The 13,569-nt window shown below is 71.4% G+C and carries 15 protein-coding genes and 1 pseudogene; 4 read left to right on the forward strand and 12 right to left on the reverse strand.

The window, feature by feature from the left end:
• Window positions 1–92: 92 nt before the first annotated feature.
• Entirely contained in the window at window positions 93–1,064 is a 972-nt protein-coding gene (locus OG456_RS01300) for an acetylxylan esterase (protein WP_266556355.1), read from the reverse strand.
• A gap of 145 nt (window positions 1,065–1,209) precedes the next feature.
• Here OG456_RS01300 and gndA point away from each other — a divergent pair, with 145 nt between their 5' ends.
• Complete coding sequence (gene gndA / locus OG456_RS01305; RefSeq protein ID WP_266556358.1) at window positions 1,210–2,649, forward strand: NADP-dependent phosphogluconate dehydrogenase; 1,440 nt, start codon at window positions 1,210–1,212, stop codon at window positions 2,647–2,649.
• A 468-nt stretch (window positions 2,650–3,117) separates the two neighbouring features.
• Here gndA and OG456_RS01310 read toward each other — a convergent pair whose 3' ends face one another.
• From OG456_RS01310 to OG456_RS01340, 7 genes and pseudogenes are all read right to left on the reverse strand, one after another.
• Entirely contained in the window at window positions 3,118–3,576 is a 459-nt protein-coding gene (locus OG456_RS01310) for a nitroreductase family deazaflavin-dependent oxidoreductase (protein WP_266556360.1), read from the reverse strand.
• Between the two features lie 19 nt (window positions 3,577–3,595).
• The gene (locus OG456_RS01315; protein WP_266556362.1) at window positions 3,596–4,267 is read right to left on the reverse strand and encodes an aspartate/glutamate racemase family protein; all 672 of its coding nucleotides are present in this window, start codon (window positions 4,265–4,267) and stop codon (window positions 3,596–3,598) included.
• A gap of 4 nt (window positions 4,268–4,271) precedes the next feature.
• On the reverse strand, window positions 4,272–4,628 hold the full coding sequence (locus tag OG456_RS01320) for a GNAT family N-acetyltransferase (protein WP_266556364.1): 357 nt from the start codon (window positions 4,626–4,628) through the stop codon (window positions 4,272–4,274).
• 30 nt (window positions 4,629–4,658) lie between these two features.
• On the reverse strand, window positions 4,659–5,087 hold the full coding sequence (gene panD / locus OG456_RS01325) for an aspartate 1-decarboxylase (RefSeq protein ID WP_266556366.1): 429 nt from the start codon (window positions 5,085–5,087) through the stop codon (window positions 4,659–4,661).
• A 170-nt stretch (window positions 5,088–5,257) separates the two neighbouring features.
• Window positions 5,258–5,601, reverse strand: a pseudogene (locus OG456_RS01330) (DUF2083 domain-containing protein); the annotation flags it as partial.
• Between the two features lie 712 nt (window positions 5,602–6,313).
• Window positions 6,314–6,475, reverse strand: coding sequence for a hypothetical protein (locus tag OG456_RS01335; RefSeq protein WP_266556373.1), 162 nt, complete (start codon window positions 6,473–6,475; stop codon window positions 6,314–6,316).
• A 226-nt stretch (window positions 6,476–6,701) separates the two neighbouring features.
• On the reverse strand, window positions 6,702–7,592 hold the full coding sequence (locus OG456_RS01340) for a LysR family transcriptional regulator (protein ID WP_266556375.1): 891 nt from the start codon (window positions 7,590–7,592) through the stop codon (window positions 6,702–6,704).
• Between the two features lie 134 nt (window positions 7,593–7,726).
• On the opposite strand from OG456_RS01340, the gene OG456_RS01345 reads away from it, so the two are divergent.
• From OG456_RS01345 to OG456_RS01355, 3 genes are all read left to right on the forward strand, one after another.
• Window positions 7,727–9,046 (forward strand): MFS transporter, encoded by a 1,320-nt coding sequence (locus OG456_RS01345; RefSeq protein ID WP_323136389.1) that lies wholly within the window; start codon window positions 7,727–7,729, stop codon window positions 9,044–9,046.
• Window positions 9,047–9,148: 102 nt separating this feature from the next.
• Entirely contained in the window at window positions 9,149–9,994 is an 846-nt protein-coding gene (locus tag OG456_RS01350) for an aldo/keto reductase (protein ID WP_266556379.1), read from the forward strand.
• Window positions 9,995–10,078: 84 nt separating this feature from the next.
• Entirely contained in the window at window positions 10,079–10,222 is a 144-nt protein-coding gene (locus OG456_RS01355; RefSeq protein WP_266556381.1) for a hypothetical protein, read from the forward strand.
• A gap of 132 nt (window positions 10,223–10,354) precedes the next feature.
• On the opposite strand, the gene OG456_RS01360 is transcribed toward OG456_RS01355, so the two are convergent.
• From OG456_RS01360 to OG456_RS01375, 4 genes are read right to left on the reverse strand one after another with little or no spacing between them, the layout of a single operon-like run.
• Window positions 10,355–10,795, reverse strand: coding sequence for a hypothetical protein (locus tag OG456_RS01360; protein ID WP_266556383.1), 441 nt, complete (start codon window positions 10,793–10,795; stop codon window positions 10,355–10,357).
• 19 nt (window positions 10,796–10,814) lie between these two features.
• Window positions 10,815–11,366: a protease inhibitor I42 family protein gene (locus OG456_RS01365; protein ID WP_266556385.1), complete on the reverse strand. Its 552-nt coding sequence runs from the start codon at window positions 11,364–11,366 to the stop codon at window positions 10,815–10,817.
• Window positions 11,326–12,909 (reverse strand): peptidoglycan-binding protein, encoded by a 1,584-nt coding sequence (locus OG456_RS01370; RefSeq protein WP_266556387.1) that lies wholly within the window; start codon window positions 12,907–12,909, stop codon window positions 11,326–11,328. Before OG456_RS01370 ends, OG456_RS01365 begins: the two co-directional genes overlap by 41 nt.
• 12 nt (window positions 12,910–12,921) lie before the next feature.
• A complete protein-coding gene (locus OG456_RS01375) occupies window positions 12,922–13,293 on the reverse strand; it encodes a hypothetical protein (RefSeq protein ID WP_266556389.1) in 372 nt (123 codons plus the stop codon).
• Between the last annotated feature and the right edge of the window lie 276 nt (window positions 13,294–13,569).

Genomic DNA, 13,569 nt, shown 5'->3' on the forward strand with positions numbered 1-13,569 from the left:
CCGCTCCCGCACACTCATGACAAGACCCGCACAGGAGTGACACGGCCAGTCAAGAGGGGTCAAGGGGGCTTTCCCCAGGCTTAGTTCGCGTATCAGCCGCGCAACCGCAGCGGAAGCCAGTCGAGTTGGGTGGCCTGGTGGAAGGGCCCGCCGCCCTCGTGGTCGTTGAAGGTGTACACCTTGATCGTCTTGTCCTGGCCGGCATAGGAGTTGAACGCCGCGAAGACCGTGGAGGGCGGGCAGGTCTGGTCCTCCAGCGCCACCGAGAAGAGGGCGGGCGCGGTGCCGCGCGCCGCGAAGTGCACGCCGTCGAAGTACGACAGCGTGCGGAAGACCTGCTCGTCGGCGCCGATGTGCGCCTTCAGATACAGGGCTATCTCGCGGTACGGGTGGCGTTCGGTGAGGGTGGCCGCGCGGGGGAACTGGCACAGGAACGGCACGTCGGGCGCGATGGCGACGAGGTCGGGCACGAGGCCGCCGACCGCGATCGTGATGCCGCCGCCCTGGCTGCCGCCGAGGGCCGCCACGCGCGACGCGTCGACGAGGGGGTGCGAACGGGCGGCCTCGACGGCGCGCACGGCGTCGGTGAAGACGCGCCGGTAGAAGTACTCGTGCGGGTCCTCGATGCCGCGCGTCATGAAGCCGGAGTGCGCGGGTCCGCTGCCGACCGGGTCGGGGGTGTCCCCCACGCGGCCGCCGGAGCCCTGGCCGCGGGTGTCCATGACGAAGTGCGCGAAGCCGGCCGCGGCCCACATCAGGTTCGTGTGCGGCAGGCCGCGCCCGCCTCCGTAGCCGATGTACTCGACGACGGCGGGCAACGGCCCGCTCGTCCCCGCGGGCAGGACGAGCCAGCCCTTGACCCGATGCCCGCCGAACCCGGCGTACGTAACATCGAAGACATCGACCCCGGACAGCGGCACGTCGACGGTGACGAAGCGCGCGTCGAGGTCGTGCTCACGCGCCTCGGCCAGGGTCTTCTCCCAGAACGCGTCGAAGTCCTCGGGCTGCGTCAACGTAGGCCGGTAGGCCCGCAGTTCGTCGAGCGGCAGGTCGAAATGAGGCACGGGCAGCTCCTTCTCCGTAGAGACATCCGTAGAGACCTCCGCAGCGAGTCCTGAGGGCTCGAGAGAGCGTCGCAGCGTCACGGTACGCCTCACCGCGCTACAAATGAACAGGAACGATCACCTCCCTACGTCAGGAGCGACAGGCATGAGCAAGTCAGCCCAGATCGGTGTCACGGGGCTCGCTGTCATGGGGCGCAACCTCGCCCGCAACTTCGCCAGGAACGGCTACACGGTCGCCCTGCACAACCGCACCGCGTCCCGCACGCACGACCTCGTGGCGGAGTTCGGCGGCGAGGGCGAGTTCGTCCCCACCGAGACCGCGGAGGAGTTCGTGGCGGCGCTGGAACGGCCGCGCCGCCTGGTGATCATGGTCAAGGCCGGTGACCCCACGGACGCGGTGATTCAGGAGTTCGCGCCGCTCCTGGAGCCCGGCGACATGATCGTCGACGGCGGCAACGCCCACTTCGCGGACACCCGGCGCCGCGAGCGCGAACTGCGCGAGCGCGGCATCCACTTCGTCGGCACAGGCGTCTCCGGCGGCGAGGAGGGCGCCCTGAACGGGCCGAGCATCATGCCGGGAGGCAGCGAGGAGTCGTACGCGGCGCTCGGCCCGATGCTGGAGAAGATCTCCGCGAAGGCCAAGGACGGCGCCCCGTGCGTGACGCACGTCGGCCCGGACGGGGCCGGCCACTTCGTGAAGATGGTCCACAACGGCATCGAGTACGCCGACATGCAGCTCATCGGCGAGGCGTACCAGCTCCTGCGCGACGTGGCGGGCTACTCCCCCGCACAGATCGCCGACATCTTCCGGAAGTGGAACACCGGCCGCCTCGACTCGTATCTGATCGAGATCACGGCCGAGGTCCTGTCGCACGTGGACGCGGCGACGGGCAAGCCCTTCGTGGACGTCGTCGTCGACGAGGCGGAGCAGAAGGGCACGGGGCGCTGGACCGTGCAGATCGCCCTCGACCTGGGCGTCCCGGTGTCGGGCATCGCCGAGGCCGTCTTCGCGCGCTCGCTGTCCGGCCACGCGGACCTGCGCGCCGCCTCGAAGGACCTGGCGGGCCCGACGCCGACCGCGCTGAGCGAACCGGAGGCGGCGGCGTTCGCCGACCGGGTCGAGCAGGCCCTGTACGCGTCGAAGATCGTGTCGTACACGCAGGGCTTCCACGAGATCACGGCGGGCAGCGAGGCGTACGACTGGGACATCGACCTGGGCGCCATCGCCTCGATCTGGCGCGGCGGCTGCATCATCCGGGCCGCGTTCCTCGACCGGATCACCGCCGCGTACGACGCCCGGCCCGACCTGCCGAGCCTCCTCGCGGACAAGACGTTCGCGCAGGAGATCGGCGCGGCGCAGGACGACTGGCGTGCCGTCCTGGTCGCCGCGACGGTCGAGGGCGTGCCGGCGCCCGGCTTCGCCGCCGCGCTCGCGTACTACGACGCGCTGCGCGCCGACCGCCTCCCGGCCGCGCTCACCCAGGGCCAGCGGGACTTCTTCGGCGCCCACACCTATCGCCGCACGGACCGCGAGGGCACGTTCCACACGCTGTGGGGCGGCGACCGGTCCGAGGTGTCGGCGTAGGGCCTTGCCGCTACCGAACGCTTGCCCGGTGCTCCACCTTTCAAGATGGAGGTGTAGGGCACCCTGCCCGTAGCGGCCCGGAGGGGCGCAGCGGCATGGCCAGGATCGCGCGCCTCTGCCCTCGGGCACGGGAGGGCGTCAAATGGGTGAAGGCTCCGGCTCGGGCGGCGCCGGCTCCGGGTCGGGATTCGGCGGGCCCGGGGACGGCGGGGGCGGCGAGGGCCGCGGCGTGGGGCCGGGGCCGGGCGACGGGGGCGTCGGGACCGGGGCCGGGAACGGCCCGGGACCGGGCACGTCGGGCCCCGGTGTCGGCGGGGTGACGGGGTCGGGGAAGGGATGCGTCATCGATTCCTCCTGGGGGGGGTCGGAGGCCGGCCGCGCTTCGGCGGGGCGCGAGCCGGTCCCTGCCACTGTCTCCCGGCACGCGTTCCCACGCCCGCCGGGTCCACACACCGCCCCGGTCGGCTCTCAGCCCTTGGTACGGGTGAGGCGTACGACGGGAATGTCCCGGTCGGTCTTCTTCTGGTAGTCCGCGTACGGGGCGAAGATCTCCACGAGGTGGGGCCACACCCTGGCCTTTTCCTCCGGGGAGAGGGTCTCGGCGCGGGCGGTGAACCGCTCCGTCCCGACGCGCAGCCGCACGTCCGGATTGGCCTCCAGATTCAGGTACCACTCGGGGTGCTGGTCGGCGCCGCCCTTCGAGGCGACGATCAGGTAGTCGTCGCCGTCACGGTCGTAGATCAGAACCGTGCGGCGCCACTGCCCGGAGCGACGCCCCTGGTAGTCGAGCAGCAGGCAGGGCGCGCTCATCGGGCCCGGGATCGTGGTGCCCTCGGTGCCGCCGGACTCCTCGTACAGGCGGGCCTGTTCGGCGACCCAGCCCGTGGGGCTGATCACGACGTCGGTGCCGGTCTCGTCCTGGGCCATCTGGCTCTCCTCGTTCAGCTCAAGCCGGTGTCACTCGGTACGAACTCGGCTCAGCGTAGGCCGTGTTGTCCGCCGCCGCGCGCAGGCCGGGGCGGGGGCTGGAGAGAACAGGGACCGTCGCGGTGGTCCGGTCGGCGGCGGGTGCCATGGAGGCCTGGGCGAGCACGACGACGTCGACATCGGTGAGGGCGTCCACGGCGGCGGCCACGAGGTCCCGGTAGCCGTCCCGGTCACCGGCCTCGAAACGCTCCCAGGCCCCTGCCACCAGCACCGTGCGTACGTCGACGGGGCGGCCGGCGCGGGCGGCCTCCTCCTCGACGAGGGCGACGGTCGGCGCGAGGGTGCTCTCCAGAGCGGCGACCACGGCGACGACCCGCCCGGCTTCGACCGCGGCGGCGGCCATCGGCCGGTCCACGCGCAGGACAGGGACGCCGACGGCGGCGGACTGGGCCTCGGCGACGCCGCCGATGGTCGAGCACGTGCAGAGCACGGCGTCCGCCCCGTCGGCCACGGCGGTTTCGAGCAGCGCGCGCACGTCGTCCGCGACGGCGTCGGGCCCGGCGGTCCTGGCCCGTTCGAGCAGGCTCTCGCCCACGACGTGGCGCAGGACGAGACCGGGGTGGTCGGTGTCGCGCAGGGCGTCGAAGACGGGGACGTGGACCGGGGAGGTGTGCAGGAGAGCGAGTGTCACGCGGTCACCACTTGGCCGGGTCGTCGGCGAGCGCGCGCTGCGCGGCGTCGAGCAGCTCGGGCGGGGCGACGGGGGCCTCGCCGGGGTGGCGCGCGGCCCACTCCACGACGAACGGGCACAGGGGCGCGACGGCGATGCCCTCGCGGGCGGCGATCGCGTACAGCTCCCGGGCCAGCGATCCTGCGATGCCCCGGCCCTCGTGCTCGTGCTCCACGACGGTGTGCACGGGCACGAGGGCCCTCTCGGGCGCGTCGAGGACGAAGTACTGGATGTACCCGAAGACAGCACCTTCGGGCTCTCCCGCCGCGCCGGCCACGAGGAGGCCCTTGTCCCGTTCGTCGTGGATCTCGATGTCACTCATGGGGGTCTCCTCGTGTCTGCTGCGGGACGGTCAGCCGCTGGTGGCCGCCACCGCCTGGGGGCTGCGCTCCGTGTCCCCGCCGGGAACCGGCTCGGACGGGTCGGCGCCCAGGGCCACGATCCGGTTCTCCCGGTCCACGTGCACGACCTGGGGCCGCAGCGCACGCGCCTCGGCGTCGTCGACCTGAGCGTAACTGATGATGATCACGAGGTCCCCGGGATGCACGAGATGGGCCGCGGCCCCGTTGATCCCGATGACACCGCTCCCCCGCTCGCCCTCGATGACGTACGTCTCCAGGCGGGCGCCGTTGTCGATGTCGACGATGTGGACGAGCTCGCCGGGCAACAGGTCGGCGGCGTCGAGGAGGTCACGGTCGATGGTGACGGACCCGACGTAGTGCAGGTCGGCCTGGGTGACGGTGGCGCGATGGATCTTGGACTTGAATACTGTACGAAGCACGAAGAAACTCCCGATTCGTCTGCTCCCTGCCTGCTATTGCAGGTCAAGGGCGGTCTTCGGAGGTTACATCGATTCGCATGTTCGGTCAGCTGTCGCCAGGTGTTCGAGGACTCACACCGACCCGTTGCTGACTTTTCTGATGCCGCGCGAGAATACGAGTGCCGGCCAGGTCAGGTCATGTCCTCTGTCACGGGGTACGGCACGAAGGTGCTGGTGTTCTGGTCGATCCGCAGCGGGTGGCCGAGGGGTGGTGCGGCGCGCTGGGGGCAGTCGAGGCGTTCACAGACGCGGCAGCCCATGCCGATGTGGGTGGCCGCGGAGACATGGGTGAGGTCGAGGCCGTCGGCGTAGACGAGACGGTGGGCGTGACGGATCTCGCAGCCGAGGCCGATGGCGAAGGTCTTGCCGGGTCGCCCCAGCCGCCGCGGTGCCGGGTGACGGCGCGCCCGGTCCACAAGTAGCGCTGACCCTCGGGCATTTCGGCGATCTGGACGTGGATGCGGCCGGGGGCGGATGCGGTGGGCGATCGGGCCATGACCGGTCGGTAGCCCGGGCTCTGACGTGTGGTCGAGACCATGCCGACCAACCGCACCGTGCGGGCCGTCGCGACGGCAGCGGTGACGGACACTGGTCCGGCACCGCCGGCTCGGTGGGGTCTCAGGCTGCGGTGGTCCCGCCGCCCGCCGCTCTGGGCGGCGTCTTCGCGCGCGCCCTCGCCGGACTCGCTGATCTGGACCCGGCGGGGCCTGACGGCTTCGGCCTTGGGGACGGTGATGCTGAGCGCTCCGTCCTGCATGCCGGCCTTGATCTTGTGGATGCAACTCTCCCGGCAGCCGCAAACGGTACTCGAAGGCAACGACGCGGCGGGTGCTGCGGCGCAGGACGCCCTTGCGTTCCCGCTCCTTGATCTCTCCGGTGACCACGAGTTCGGGACCGTTGGCCTCGATGTCAATGTCCTTGCTCTTCACGGGAGTTCGATCTCTATGTGGAACGCACCCTCGGACTCCGACACGGCCGTCAGTGAGCACAGGACAGCTGTCCTGTGTGGTCGTTGTGCCAGATGCGGCGGTTATCGCGAGGATTCGTTACATGACGCGGGCGACGACACGGCCGGGCGTGCGCCCTCGGTGCTGTTCGAGAGCGAGCTGTCCCTTCCTCGGCAAGGAGCGCTTCAGCCTCTGACGGTCGGCACGGCATCCGCCGAGCGCGGTCGACCGGCTCGGAGGTCAGCCCAGCACCTCTTCGATCGGGGCGTCGGCGTCCACGTAGCGCACGAGCTTGCGGTACGCGAATTCAACGATGCCCACGTCGCCGAGTTCGCGCCCGTAGCCGGAGCGCTCTTGATGCCGTCGAAGGGCAGTTCCGGTCGGGTGGTTGATCCACACCATGCCCGCCTCCAGCCGGTCCCGCGACCCCGCGAGCACGTTCCGGGTCGGCGGCGAAGACCGCGCCTCCCAGGCCGTAGGGGGAGGTGTTGGCCAATGCCACGGCCTCGTCCTGGACGACGGCAGCGTGAGCGTCAGCGGATGCTGCGGCAGATGTCGCGGCCGGAGCGAGGCGGACGCAGGGGGCCGGACACCACCGCCCTGTGACGCCCGGGCCGCGGCCCGGGCGTCACAGGGCGATGACGTGGAGGTCGACCAGGCCGAGCAGCGCCCGCAGGGCCGAGCTGGGCCGCCGGGTCGACGACGTGCCGAGATGCATGCTCCAGCAAAGCATGGTGCCGTGCACGTCCAGGACGTGCAGGCCGGGGGTGCGGGCAACGGCGAACGCGGGCAGGAAGGCGATGCCCAGGCCGTGCCGGACCAGTGCCGCCCCCATGTCGATGTCGGGCACTTCCAGTGCCACCCGGCGTACGACGCCCGCCGCCGCGAACGCCCGGTCGACCACCTCGCGGTTGCCGTAGCCCGGCGGGAAGTCCACGAAGGGCTCCCCCGCGAGGTCCGCAAGTGCCACCTCCCCCCGCTGCGCGAGCGGATGGGCGGCGCTCACCACCAGGACGAGCGGCACGGTGGCCAGCTCCCGTGCGTCGATCCCGGCGGGCTTGTGCTCGGGCAGCGACAGGAAGGCCACGTCCAGGTCCCCGCTGAGCAGCGCGTGCGCCAGTCCCGCCGAGCCGGTCGTCGCCAGCCGCAGCCGGACGTCGATCGCCGGATGCCGCGCGTGCAGCTGCCCGAGGAGCGCAGGCAGGTCCACCACCTCGACCGAGGCCATGGCGCCCACGTTCACCGTGCCGCGCAGCGTGTCCTGTGCGGCGCGCACGGCGTCCTGGGCCGCCTGGGCGGCGTGCAGGGTGGCCCGAGCCTCCGGCAGCAGCGCCGCGCCCGCCCCGGTGAGCCGGACCTGCTGCGACGTGCGCTCGAACAGCGCGCAGCCGAGCTCGCGCTCCAGGGAGCGGATCGCGGCGGACACCCCCGACTGCACCACGTGCAGCCGACGGGCGGCACGCGTGAAACTCAGCTCCTCGGCGACCGCGATGAAGTGCTCCAGCTGACGTAGCTCCACACGAGAAGTATCACTCACATTGCTTGAGACCAGCAAAAACATTCGTTGGCATTGATCCTGGCTGGTGAGGACAATGGAAAGCACCATTCACTTCCGCACGAGGAGGGGTACCCCTGCCTGCCGTTCCGACGCCGCTGAGCCGTCCCACAACCGACGCTCCCGGCGACCCGACCCACCGGGTCCCAGCACCCGCTCCCGCCGACCTGCCGCCCCGCGCCCCCGCCCGGCGCCGTGCCTCACACGCGACCGGCTTTTGGCTCGTGGCGGTGGCCTTCACCGTGCTGATGGCCTTCGGCACCGCGCCGACCCCGCTGTGGCCGCTGTACGAAGCACGGGACCACTTCGGCGCGACCACGGTCACGGTGGCGTACGCCTCGATGGTCGTGGGCGCAGCGGCCGCCTTCCTCGGACTGGGACACCTGTCGGACCGGCTCGGCCGACGGCGCATCATCGTCCCGGCCCTGCTGGTCGGCATCCTCGCGTCGGTCGTACTGATCGTGTGGCGTGACCTGCCGGGGCTGATCGCGGGCAGGATCCTGAACGGTGTCGGACTGGGGCTGATGGCCTCGACCGCGACGACGTACCTGCACGACCTCCACCACGAGGCCCGTCCGGAACGGACGGGTTCGGTGCTGCCCGGCATCGTGGCGACCGCCGCCAACCTCGGCGGCCTGGCCTCAGGGCCCCTGGTCGCCGGAGCCGCCGCCGAGTGGCTTCCGACGCCCCTGATCACCACCCAGGCGATCTTCACGCTCGCCATGGCAGTGTGCCTGGCGCTGGTGCTGTGCACCCCGGAGACCGTGGACCTGGAGTTGCCCGCGGCCGAACCGCCCAGCAGGTTCGTCCTGCGCCCCGGCGGCCGGCGGACGTTCGGCGCGGCCGGCGCGCTGGGCGCCTTCGCCTTCGCGATCCTCGGCCTGATCTCCTCCCTCGGGGCGAGCGTGCTCCACGGCACCCTGCACACCGACTCGCACCTCGTGGTCGGCCTGGCGGCCTTCCTCATGTTCGGTTCCGCGGCGGCCGCCCAGCTGGTGCTGGGACGCCTCCCACTGCCCCGGGTCCTGACCGTGGGGGCAGTGGTCTTCCCGGTCGGCCTGGTCCTGTGCGCCGTCGCCCTCTACCATCCGGCGCTCTGGCTCTACCTGGTCGCCGTGTCCCTGTCGGGAGCCGGCTCAGGGCTGCTGTTCAAGGGAGGCGTCGAACGTGCCGTTTCAGTGGCCGAGCCCGCCTCACGCGCAGGGGTCCTCGCCGTGTTCTTCGTCGTCGCGTACCTCGGAATGGGCCTGCCCTCCGTCCTGTTCAGCATCGCCCTACGGCACTTCGCCGTGCAGACCGCGATGATCGGCTTCGCGGCAGTCCTCTCCTGCGGCGCCGTTGTGTCGGTCGCCGTCGCGTTGCGCGATCGCGCACCCGGTCCCGGCGCGCTCTCGGCGCAGTCCCCTCCCCCCTCCTGACCTCCCTGCGGCGTATGCGACACCGGTTGCCTGGGAGGCGCGGACCTGGGCACTCGGTGGGGGTGCGCGTGACACGGATCCGCGGCAGACGGGAGGCACGAGATGTCTGCGGAATCGGCCAGAACAATCGCGCTCCCCTCCGGTGAGGAGATCGCGGCGCTCGGGCAGGGCACCTGGTACCTGGGCGAGGACCCGGCCCGGCGTGAACAGGAGATCGCCGCGCTGCGGCTGGGCGTGGACCTGGGCATGACCGTCGTCGACACGGCGGAGATGTACGGCGACGGCGCAGCCGAGGAGCTCGTCGGGGAGGCCCTTCGGGGACGCCGGGAGGAGGTCTTCCTCGTCAGCAAGGTGCTGCCCGGCCACGCCGACCGGAAAGGCACCGTCGCCGCCTGCGAGGGCAGCCTGCGGCGGCTCCGTGCGGAACGGCTGGACCTCTACCTGCTGCACTGGCGGGGAGGGTGGCCACTCGAGGAGACCCTTGCGGGATTCACCGACCTGATAGAGGCGGAGAAGATCCGTTACTGGGGCGTGAGCAATCTGGACGTCGCCGACATGGTCGAGCTCACCGCCCTCCCCGGCGGCGACGCCGTGGCCGTCGACCAGGTGCTGTACAACCTCTCCCGGCGCGGCATCGAGTGGGATCTGCTCCCCTGGTGCCGCGAGACCGGCGTGACGGCCATGGCCTACTCCCCGATCGAGCAGGGGCGGCTGCTGAAGGTCGAGGCTCTGGGTGCCGTGGCCCAGGCCCTCGGAGCCACGCCGACCCAGGTGGCACTCGCCTGGGTGCTGGAACAGGGGGTGGCCGCGATCCCGCGTTCCGGATCACCCGACCACGTTCGGGAGAACCGCGGCGCGGCGGACCTCCACCTTCCTGCCGAGGCGCTCGACGCCCTCGACGAGGCGTTCCCGCCGCCCAGCGGGCCCACGCCCCTGGAGATGCTCTGAAGGAGTTGCCAGGATGGCGCGCTCCCCGCTCGTCGTCGGAATGGGGGGTTCGCTGCGCACCCCGTCGACCAGCCTCACGGCACTGTGTGCGACCAGGTCACGTACGCCGGCTCCCCGCTGTACCGGTACACCGCCGACCACCAGCCGGTCGGCACCGGCGTGGTCGGCCTGCTCTGGCACGTGATCACCCCTCAGAACGCGCCGGAGCAGACCGGGACGACCGGCTGACGGACACGGCGAGCAGCACGGCCGGGGCGGCCGGTACCGGTGCGCCTGCCGCCCCGGCCTTGCCCGCGGTCGACGTGGGGCCCCTGTGCGCGGCTGCCGTCGCCGCCGCCGTACTCGGATCGGCTGCTCAGATCACGTGCTCCGGCCCCGCGCCCGGGTCAGCTGCTTCAGTTCGATGATGGTCGCGACCGCGCGCAGCCAGGCGGCCGCGGTGTCGTCGGCGGCGATCCCGCCCACGAGTTCGGTGCCGGCCCGCAGCCACTCCCGTACGAGGACGGCCGCCTCCCGGTGGGGCAGGGGCTCGGGCAGCTCCGCGGCGCGGGCGAGTCCGCCGGCGCGCACGGTGTCGGCGAGGAAGGCGACCGAGCGCGGCTCGGTGCCGAGGCGGTCGAGGACGACGGCCGCGGCCGCCGCGCCGTCGCCGAACAGGGCGGTGCGCCGGGTGCCGGGCGCGGCGGTGAGGCCATAACGCAGCAGGACGGTGATGTCGAGCCGGGCCAGCTCGTCGTCCGTGCGGTCCGGCGGGTACGGGGCGTCGTCGTTCATGGCGGGGCCTCGGGTGTCTCGTCTCATCTGACTGTTCCGCTGCGGCTCAGTCGACGGTGACGGTGTAGGTGATGCGCTCGGGGGCCTGGGAGGGGGTGGCCGCCCCCGTGGTCGGGGTGGCGGAGGGTCCGGTGGTCTCCGGGGGCCGGGCGGAGGTATTGCCCTGGCAGGTGGTGAAGGTGCAGTGCAGCAGCGTGAATCGGGTGGTCCCCTTGCCCTTGGCCTCGAAGGTGAAGGTGAGCCGGTGGCCGGCGCCGGCCACCGGCTCGTCACCGGAGTCCGACGCGGAGTCCTGGCCGCGGCTGACCAGCACCGAGCTGTCGGGCTCGGGGTCGACCAGGTACCAGTACTCGCGGGTGGAGGCGTTCTGGTCGACGGTGAGCGTGAAGCGCTCGCCCGGCTCCGCGGTGATGCTGGTGTCCTTCACCGGGTGGCGCGTGGTGGCCGAGGGGTGGCCCGCGGTGCTCGTGGAACCGCCGGCCGGTTCGTCGCTGCCCGAGCCGCAGCCCGTGGCAAGAGCGAGGAGCGCGGTCGCCGCGATCGCGGCACCGCCCCTGCTACCGCGGAAGATAGACGCTGTACGCGTTGGGGAGATCACTGGTGGAAGCCTTGCCCATGTGGCCGTTGATGAAGTCGTCCTCGCTGACCCAGGTGGTCGTGCCCCAGGGGTTGTACACCTGAAGCATGTCACCCTCCTGGGCGATGATGGTCATGGCGTGGGCGCCCTCCTTGCCCGAGACGTCGACCGGCACCGGCCGCCCCTGCGCCACCGACTTCTCGACGTCGGTGAGGACCGCCCTGCGGTCGTCGGCGCTGTTCAGGTCCTGACGCTGGTAGTCACTGCCGGTGGCGCTGCCGACGGCGGTGTCGTTGATCCGTTCCTGCCCCTCGGACCCCATGCCGCCCCAGTTCTTGCCGCCGTCGCCTTCGGTGTGCAGCCGGTGCTGTTCGGCCACCAGGCGCTGCTTGAAGGCGTCGGGGTCGTCCTGCTGTCCGTCGGGGCCGCCGGTGAGGTCGAGCGCGTAGAGGGGGTCGACGATGGCGCGGGACGTGACGGTGGACGAGGCCACGCAGGTGCCCTCGGAGCCGTCGCCGCCTTGGATCCACTGCTGGCCGTCGAAGGTGACAGCATCCTTGTTGTTGTTCCCGCCGTCCGACGCCAGGCCCTCGTCGTTCATGCTGTCGGTGGCGGTGACCACGGGAGTGAGATGCCGGCGCAGCCAGTCGGGGTCCTTGCCGTGGATCTTGTCCTGGAACGTCCCGATCTCGGCGACACTGTGGCCGGCGGCCAGGGCCTTCATCAGGTAGGCCCGCTCCTGCGGGTTGTCCGACTTCGCGAGCATCCGCTCCATGGCCGTCTCGTCGTCGAGGTTCAGCTGGTCCATACGCGTCGACGCGCGCGCCAGGTCGCCCGCCGTGAGGATCTCGTTCAGCTCGGTGTCGGCGCCCGCGACGCCGGTGTCGGCGAGCATCAGCTTGTCGACGGCGGTGAGTTCGCTGGTCTCCATCTTCCCGGCCCGTGCCTCGGCGGCCCACTTGTTCAGGTCCCGGGCCGCGACGCGGGTGGCCTCCTGCGCGTCGGAGACGGCGGTGTGCATCCGGTCGACCGCGTAGGAACCGAAGTGGGCGGCGTTCTTGCGGTCCCACTCCTCCTCGTCGTTCTCGTGCAGGTCGTCGAAGAAACCGTCCTTGCCGCCGAGCGTCTTCTTCTGCTCCAGCAGCTGTCCGCGGCCCTGCTCGTCCTTGCGCTGCGCGGCGCCGATCGCGTCGGCCAGCGTCAGCAGCACCGTTGCGCAACCCTGGAACGCCTCGCTCATCTGGGTCGCGGACCGTCCGGCGGCGTTCACCACGTCGGAGGCGAGGACGCTCGTGTCGCCGACCCACACCTCCGGAAGACCCTTGCGGCCCACCCGGTCGACCTGGTCGAAGACGCTGCCGACCGGGTCGACCTGGCCGCGGTAGAGGCTTGCCAGGCCCTCCAGCACGCCCTGGTCGCCGCCCGGTTCGGGCACCGAGAGGGCGTCGTCGATCAGGTCGAGGAGCTCGTTCTTGCTCCCGGCACCGAGCATCTTCTTGGACAGCCCGGCGAGCCACTCGAGACGGAAGGAAGGGGAGTCGAGGGGAAAGGAGAAGAACGACACCGGCCCGCTTCCTCAGTAGCCCGACAGGGCCGAGGTGCGCCCGCCCTGCGTCGATGTGCCAGTGAGGCTGCTCATGCCGCCGACGGGGACGCTGTCCGCGCGCGTCTTCACCAGGCCGTCGGTGCCGTGGTAGGTCTTCTTGGCCAACTGCACCTTGCCGCCGAGCTCGTGCAACGCCGACGCCAGTGTCTTGGTCTCCGCTTCCCATGCCTTGACGAACGCGTTCAGCGCCGACGCGGCGTCATCGCCGCCGACATCGCCGTACGAGTAACTCGTGCGGGACTTGACGGCCGACCTGACGCCGTCCATGTCCGTGCCGGCGTCGTCGAGTTGCTGGGCCTGGCCGGTCATACCTGCCTTGACCTGGTAGCCGTCCGAGCCCACCGTGCCTCCCCCGTATGCGTTCGATCGCGACCGCGGGCAGGCTAACACGCAGTGTTTATATGAAGGTTCGCACGTCGTCCGCCACACACACCACCTCCACATCACCGCCCCACGGCACGCCTGGGCGCTCCTCCCAGCCCAGGCGATCGGTTGCAACTCGGCCTGGCGTGCGGCGCGTTACGAGGGACGGGGTGACCACCCTCTCGCGGACGTACTCCAGTGCTTGGACTGCCGTCACGGTGTCGTCCGCCGATGGGATTCTTCCGGGCTCTGCGC

Origin of the sequence: Streptomyces sp. NBC_01446 (assembly GCF_026340095.1) — a bacterium.
In the GTDB taxonomy this organism is placed as follows: domain Bacteria; phylum Actinomycetota; class Actinomycetes; order Streptomycetales; family Streptomycetaceae; genus Streptomyces; species Streptomyces aureus.

Bases quoted from the DNA above. Each gene is read 5' to 3' on its own strand.
- gndA (WP_266556358.1), top strand. From the start codon at position 1,210: ATGAGCAAGTCAGCCCAGATCGGTGTCACGGGGCTCGCTGTCATGGGG.
- OG456_RS01320 (WP_266556364.1), bottom strand. From the start codon at position 4,628: ATGAGTGACATCGAGATCCACGACGAACGGGACAAGGGCCTCCTCGTG.
- OG456_RS01335 (WP_266556373.1), bottom strand. From the start codon at position 6,475: ATGGTGTGGATCAACCACCCGACCGGAACTGCCCTTCGACGGCATCAA.
- OG456_RS01350 (WP_266556379.1), top strand. From the start codon at position 9,149: ATGTCTGCGGAATCGGCCAGAACAATCGCGCTCCCCTCCGGTGAGGAG.
- OG456_RS01310 (WP_266556360.1), bottom strand. From the start codon at position 3,576: ATGGCCCAGGACGAGACCGGCACCGACGTCGTGATCAGCCCCACGGGC.
- OG456_RS01360 (WP_266556383.1), bottom strand. From the start codon at position 10,795: ATGAGACGAGACACCCGAGGCCCCGCCATGAACGACGACGCCCCGTAC.